8 protein-coding genes are annotated in these 5,576 nt (G+C 33.5%); 2 read left to right on the top strand and 6 right to left on the bottom strand.

Annotation, left to right across the window (positions count from 1 at the left end; genetic code table 11):
* Window positions 1–95: 95 nt before the first annotated feature.
* The 6 genes from FJR09_RS22750 to FJR09_RS22725 all read right to left on the bottom strand — a co-directional run bounded on the left by FJR09_RS22750 (window position 96) and on the right by FJR09_RS22725 (window position 2,998).
* Window positions 96–479, bottom strand: coding sequence for an SLOG family protein (locus tag FJR09_RS22750; RefSeq protein ID WP_254433197.1), 384 nt, complete (start codon window positions 477–479; stop codon window positions 96–98).
* 76 nt (window positions 480–555) lie between these two features.
* On the bottom strand, window positions 556–843 hold the full coding sequence (locus tag FJR09_RS22745; protein ID WP_053539820.1) for a hypothetical protein: 288 nt from the start codon (window positions 841–843) through the stop codon (window positions 556–558).
* Window positions 844–934: 91 nt separating this feature from the next.
* Entirely contained in the window at window positions 935–1,387 is a 453-nt protein-coding gene (locus FJR09_RS22740; protein WP_168653142.1) for a hypothetical protein, read from the bottom strand.
* 177 nt (window positions 1,388–1,564) lie between these two features.
* The gene (locus FJR09_RS22735; RefSeq protein WP_168653143.1) at window positions 1,565–2,155 is read right to left on the bottom strand and encodes an alpha-ketoglutarate-dependent dioxygenase AlkB; all 591 of its coding nucleotides are present in this window, start codon (window positions 2,153–2,155) and stop codon (window positions 1,565–1,567) included.
* Window positions 2,156–2,250: 95 nt separating this feature from the next.
* The gene (locus FJR09_RS22730) at window positions 2,251–2,553 is read right to left on the bottom strand and encodes a hypothetical protein (RefSeq protein WP_168653144.1); all 303 of its coding nucleotides are present in this window, start codon (window positions 2,551–2,553) and stop codon (window positions 2,251–2,253) included.
* A gap of 88 nt (window positions 2,554–2,641) precedes the next feature.
* Window positions 2,642–2,998, bottom strand: coding sequence for a hypothetical protein (locus FJR09_RS22725; protein ID WP_168653145.1), 357 nt, complete (start codon window positions 2,996–2,998; stop codon window positions 2,642–2,644).
* Between the two features lie 316 nt (window positions 2,999–3,314).
* Between FJR09_RS22725 and FJR09_RS22720 the strand changes: the two genes are divergently transcribed.
* Window positions 3,315–4,298, top strand: a complete 984-nt coding sequence (locus FJR09_RS22720) for a hypothetical protein (protein ID WP_168654195.1) — start codon at window positions 3,315–3,317, stop codon at window positions 4,296–4,298.
* 111 nt (window positions 4,299–4,409) lie between these two features.
* Window positions 4,410–5,357: a hypothetical protein gene (locus FJR09_RS22715; RefSeq protein WP_168654194.1), complete on the top strand. Its 948-nt coding sequence runs from the start codon at window positions 4,410–4,412 to the stop codon at window positions 5,355–5,357.
* Window positions 5,358–5,576 lie beyond the last annotated feature (219 nt).

Genomic DNA, 5,576 nt, shown 5'->3' with positions numbered 1-5,576 from the left:
ATTTATGAAATTTTTATAATTTTAATAAAGGAATTTATCAGATTTTGAATGAAGTTAGATATTTTCCCATATTGATGCACTAATATAGTATTCTGTCAAGATAATTTAGATGCGTTTCCCCTGCCATCATAAACAGCCAAGCAAATATCAGAATGTTTGACCATCCACTGATTACGAGCTTGCATGACACCCGGTGTATATTCTGGATAAAGCACGATTTTATTTGATGCAGACTTGAGGAGTTCTTTGTATTTAAGTTTCTGTTGAAGAGTCCATAATCTGTCTTGGTTTTGACAGGGGATTACAGCAGTCCAATGAAGTTGTCGTTCAATTAAAACCTCAGCAGCTAATTGATCAGTACCCAAAGCCATACCATTAAAAAACTCTGTTACTCCCCGTTCCCAAGCAATATCAATTAATTGATTAATTCCATCTTTGATATTGGGGATATCTCGGTGTCCAGTGAAAAATGCTTTCATAATGCTGATGTAAAGAACACCAATAACAAGCGATAGCAATAAAAAAAGTCCCTAGATAAACTAGAGACTCATGGGTTTATTCAATGTCAGTTAATTGTTGAACTTCCTGAATAGATTTAATGGTGTTGTTAATAAATCTACTAATCAATTCAATCCTTACTTCATACGATATAGTAGGATTATTCAGGTTCTCAACTTGGAACTTTGCCGATAACATATTATTGAGAGCTATTGCTAAATTTGTCTTCATTTCACTATCTCGTTGTTCGTATTCCTGAACCTCTAACTCCCAATCTTCCGGTTCATATTTTGTTACAGAAACTGGCATTCCATGAGCTTCATGATATTCAGTATATTCTGACATAATGATATTACAAAAACATCATAGTCAACAAGCGATAGCATTAAAAAAAGCCTAATATCTATACACAACGTATAAATATTAGACTACAATATTAGTATCCTATTTCACGACGAATCCTTTTAAATTCCTCAACATCATTGGCATTTCTAATCTCAATTTCTCGTAGTTTAGCCAATGCTTCATCAAGGTTTTGGGTACTAAATGCACAATATCCTCTGCCTTTAACGAAAATACCATAATACCCGGCGAGTCCCTGGCGTTTACCTTCTCTGGTGATGTCGGTAGACCACTTGATATATAAGCGATCGCCAACAGTAGCTAGTTCATGTTTGACTAACTCATCTTTACGGATTTGTTCACCAATTTTCTTGATGGCAGCAATCGCCTCCTCACGGGTATTAGACCACCAATGACAATCCTGTTTCTTGACTAAAACATCATCAAGATACAATTCATAACTCCATACTTTCTGACGCATGGGTTCATGATAATATTGACGAAGATTGCGAATACTGCCTTTCATTTCAGGGGCTTGATAAAACATTGTAAATACCGAAAAACAACGCCCCCTTTCCGCGATAGCGCACCCACCGATTAATGAACAATTATAATAAAATTCCTGGTAATTTATGAATATCTATGCTAGAATTGCATTTATATAAATATTGAAAGAGAGATTAAAAAATAACCCCAATGTATTGCTAAATTGAGGTTAAGTGAATTAGTAAACTTGTCGAATTGTCAGATTTAATCTACCTCCGTTTTTCAGAAGGTTAGAAGTACCAGAAATTATCTTCTTAATACCGTGAAAAGCCAGTCTGGAATCACCATGCAAAATCAAGATATCACCGCTTTTCAGCAAAATCTCTTGAGTGGGAGCGTTTCTTTTGTTGCCACCGATTAAGAAGATTGCATCATCACCAAGACTGATTGAGATAATCGCTGGTTTTAGATTCTTCTCAGAATTATCTTGATGAAGTCCGAGTTTACCACTCTTTTGATAATAATTAATCAAGCAAGTTTGAGGATGATAACCGGGTTCACCAATCTGATTAGCCAAATCTTTAGCAAGATTATTAATTATCTCTGGTATTGGTGTCCAAGGTTTACCATTAGGATGAATTGCACTATATCTATAGCCTTTAGTATCAGAAATCCAACCTAATTCACCACAGCTAGTCATTTGACAATTAAATGGTTTACCAGATGGCATTATAGGAGTGAATAAAGGAGATTGTCTAGCTACTTCTCTACAAACTTTGAGGATTTCATTCTGCTGTTCTAATGTTAAATATTGTTGTAAATGAAGCATGGTTAAATTCCTAAAAAATCATCTCTCTTACGCGATAGCGCCTCCAATGACTAAAGTTAAAAAAAGTCCTGACCTGGGGAGTCAAGACTACCAAACTAAATTTGAGCTAAAATATTGCCAACTTCATCATATTCAGCATCACGATTTATAGGGTATTCTTCACTTTCATTGCTGGTGAAGTTCACATTCAAGAAATGATTTTTACCGTGATAGTAATTACCAACAAATAAATCACAACAATGATGATATAATACAAGTTGATGATTAGTTAAATAGGGTTGAATATTATCACGTTCAAAGCGAAGTTTTTCAGTAAGTTTATCAAAGTCAATACCCTTTTTCTTATTGGGTTCAGGAGGTAAACCGCTACCAAATTTACTGGGGATGTTAATTGCCATAATTCCTCATGTTAGATAATCAAAAACATCAAGTGATAACATTAAAAAAAAGCCCTAATCCCCAAAGGAGACTAGGACTGTAAACTAATTAGTATGGAATGTTATCTGGTTGATTACCTTCAACATAATCAACACTGGCAGGTTCGTTATTAAAACTAGCTGGTTCATTACCAATACCAGTAGCTCGATTACGTTTCTGATAATATCTATTCCTTTCAGCAAGTAAGTCATCTACGGTATAACCTAAACCTGCAATAAACTTATCAAACTTGGCTTGATCCATCTTATGAATGTCATGAGTTAACCATTCTGCTTCAAAGATTTTATAACCTTCCTGACCTTTGATACGATTATCAATCTTGTACTGTTCCCAAGCCAAAACTCGAATTCCATCCTTGAGTTGAGAAAGTTTCTTGTCAGCTTTGGAAAGAATGTTGATAGCCATAACAAAACCTCGAAAACAACGCCCCCTCTGCGCGATAGCGCCCCTACCGATAACTTCCGGGTAACTCAAGACTATGGCTTATGCCACGCTGCGCTATCAATGCCAATAGGGGGCTGATTACCTATGTTTACAATGCTGATAATATTGATAATGCTTCGGGGTTCTCAAGTGAATGAGCGATCGCCAGGAGCATTATTAATTATACTAAATTTTGTAGTATATAAATCTCAGACAATATCATACTATTGACAACAAAATTAATGGTATCATAAAGAAGTTGGGGATTTATTATAAATCCCAAAAACCGGGGGCAAATATGACAGAAGCAACAGCGAACTATGATCAAACATGGAAAGAAGCTATAGGGGAATATTTGGAATTATTCTTACAATTCTTCTATCCAGACATTCATCAAGAAATTGACTGGAGTAACCCTCCTATTTCCTTAGATAAGGAACTAGAACAAATTACCGCATCTAGTCAAACTAAAAAACGCTATGCTGATAAATTGTTTCAAGTGTGGTTATTAAATAATGAAGTAATTTGGATTTTAATACATATAGAAGTCCAAAGTCAGCATGATAAAGAATTTCCACAAAGAATGTTTATCTATAATTATCGTTCTTATGATTTATTTAATCAACCAGTAATAAGTTTAGCAATATTAGGAGATGAAAACAAAAGTTGGCGACCAAATAGTTATGAATACGGCTTAGGTAATAGTAGAGTTAAAATGGAATTTAGTATTGTCAAACTATTAGACTATCAATGGTCAGACCTAGAAGCAAGTAATAATTTATTTGCTATAATAGTAATGGCACATCTAAAAACCAAAGCTACTACTAGGGACTTAACTGCAAGAGAACAATGGAAGTGGAGTTTGGTTAGACCATTATATCAAAAAGGCTTAACTAAGTTTGACATTATTAATCTAGTTAAGTGCATTGATAAAATGATGACTTTACCACCACCATTACAAACGGAATTTCAAACCAAATTAGATGATTACGAAAAGGAGTTAAATATGCCATTCCTCAGCACTATTGAAGAAAATGCCCAAGAAAAAGGTAAGGAAATTGGCAAGGAAATCGGTAAAGAAATTGGGGCTAGAAAAACTTGCCAAGAAAACATTATCAAAATCCTCACCAATAGATTTGATAATCTTCCAGAAAAAATGATCTATGCTATCAAGCAAATTGATGATATGTCCATCCTGGAAAATTTACTTTTACCCAGTATTAATGTTAATTCTTTGGAGGAATTTCAGCAGTTAATTGACTCGGCTTTACATAAAAATTAACCATATCAGATTCCCGAATTATTAACTAAATTCATCATTTATTGAGAAAATGGAAAAAAGCAGTCGGGGATCTGGTACATAAATAATAAACCAGAGAGAGAAATAGTAATCATGACCAATATTACAGCAAATTATGATCAAACATGGAAAGAAGCTATAGGACAATATTTTGAATCATTTCTACAATTCTTTTATCCAAAAATATACGAACAAATTGACTGGAGTAAAACTCCTATATCTTTAGATAAGGAACTAGAACAAATTACCGCATCTAGTCAAACTAAAAAACGCTATGCTGATAAATTGTTTCAAGTCTGGTTATTAAATAATGAAGTAATTTGGATTTTAATACATATAGAAGTCCAAAGTCAGTATGATAAAGAATTTCCACAAAGAATGTTTATCTACAATTATCGTTCCTTTGATTTATTTAATAAACCAGTGATTAGTTTAGCTATCTTAGGAGATGAAGATGCAAAATGGCGGCCGAATAGTTATGAATATGGGATAGGCGATAGTGAAGTAAGCATGAAATTTAGTATAGTGAAACTGCTAGACTATCAATGGGAAGAACTAGCTGCAAGTAACAATCTGTTTGCTATAATAGTAATGGCACATCTGAAAACCAAAGTCACTACTAAGGACTTAACGCAAAGAGAACAATGGAAATGGAACTTAGTCAGACCATTGTATCAAAAAGGCTTAACTAAAGTTGATATTATTAATTTAGTGAAGTTTATTGATAGAATGATGACTTTGCCACCACCATTACAAACAGAATTTCAAACCAAATTAAATGATTACGAAAAGGAGTTAAATATGCCATTCCTCAGCACTATTGAAGAAAATGCCCAAGAAAAAGGAGCTAAAATAACTCGTCAAGATGACATTATCAAAATCCTCTCTACTAGATTTGATAATCTTCCAGAAAAGATAATCTATAATATCAAGCAAATTGATAATATGTCGATCCTGGAAAATTTACTTTTACCAAGTATTAATGTTAATTCTTTGGAGGAATTTCAAACATTAATTGATGCAGAATTACAGCAAAAATAATACTGTTATATCCCTGATTTATGATATTATCAAGAAATCAGGGATATTCATAAAATTATCTGCCAAGAAAAAACCACTAGATTTAACCAGCAAATCCAGGGGAAACGCATCTAATTTTTTTTGACAAAATGTAACTTCTATGAATAGATAAAAAGGGCAGTATTACCATGTTAATATCAAGCCAATAAATGAGTATGAAGAAAATTTGATGGTAAATTC

It is taken from the genome of Dolichospermum sp. UHCC 0406, from assembly GCF_009712025.1.
GTDB lineage: Bacteria > Cyanobacteriota > Cyanobacteriia > Cyanobacteriales > Nostocaceae > Dolichospermum > Dolichospermum lemmermannii.
This window is presented reverse-complemented; position numbering and strand designations above follow the sequence as displayed.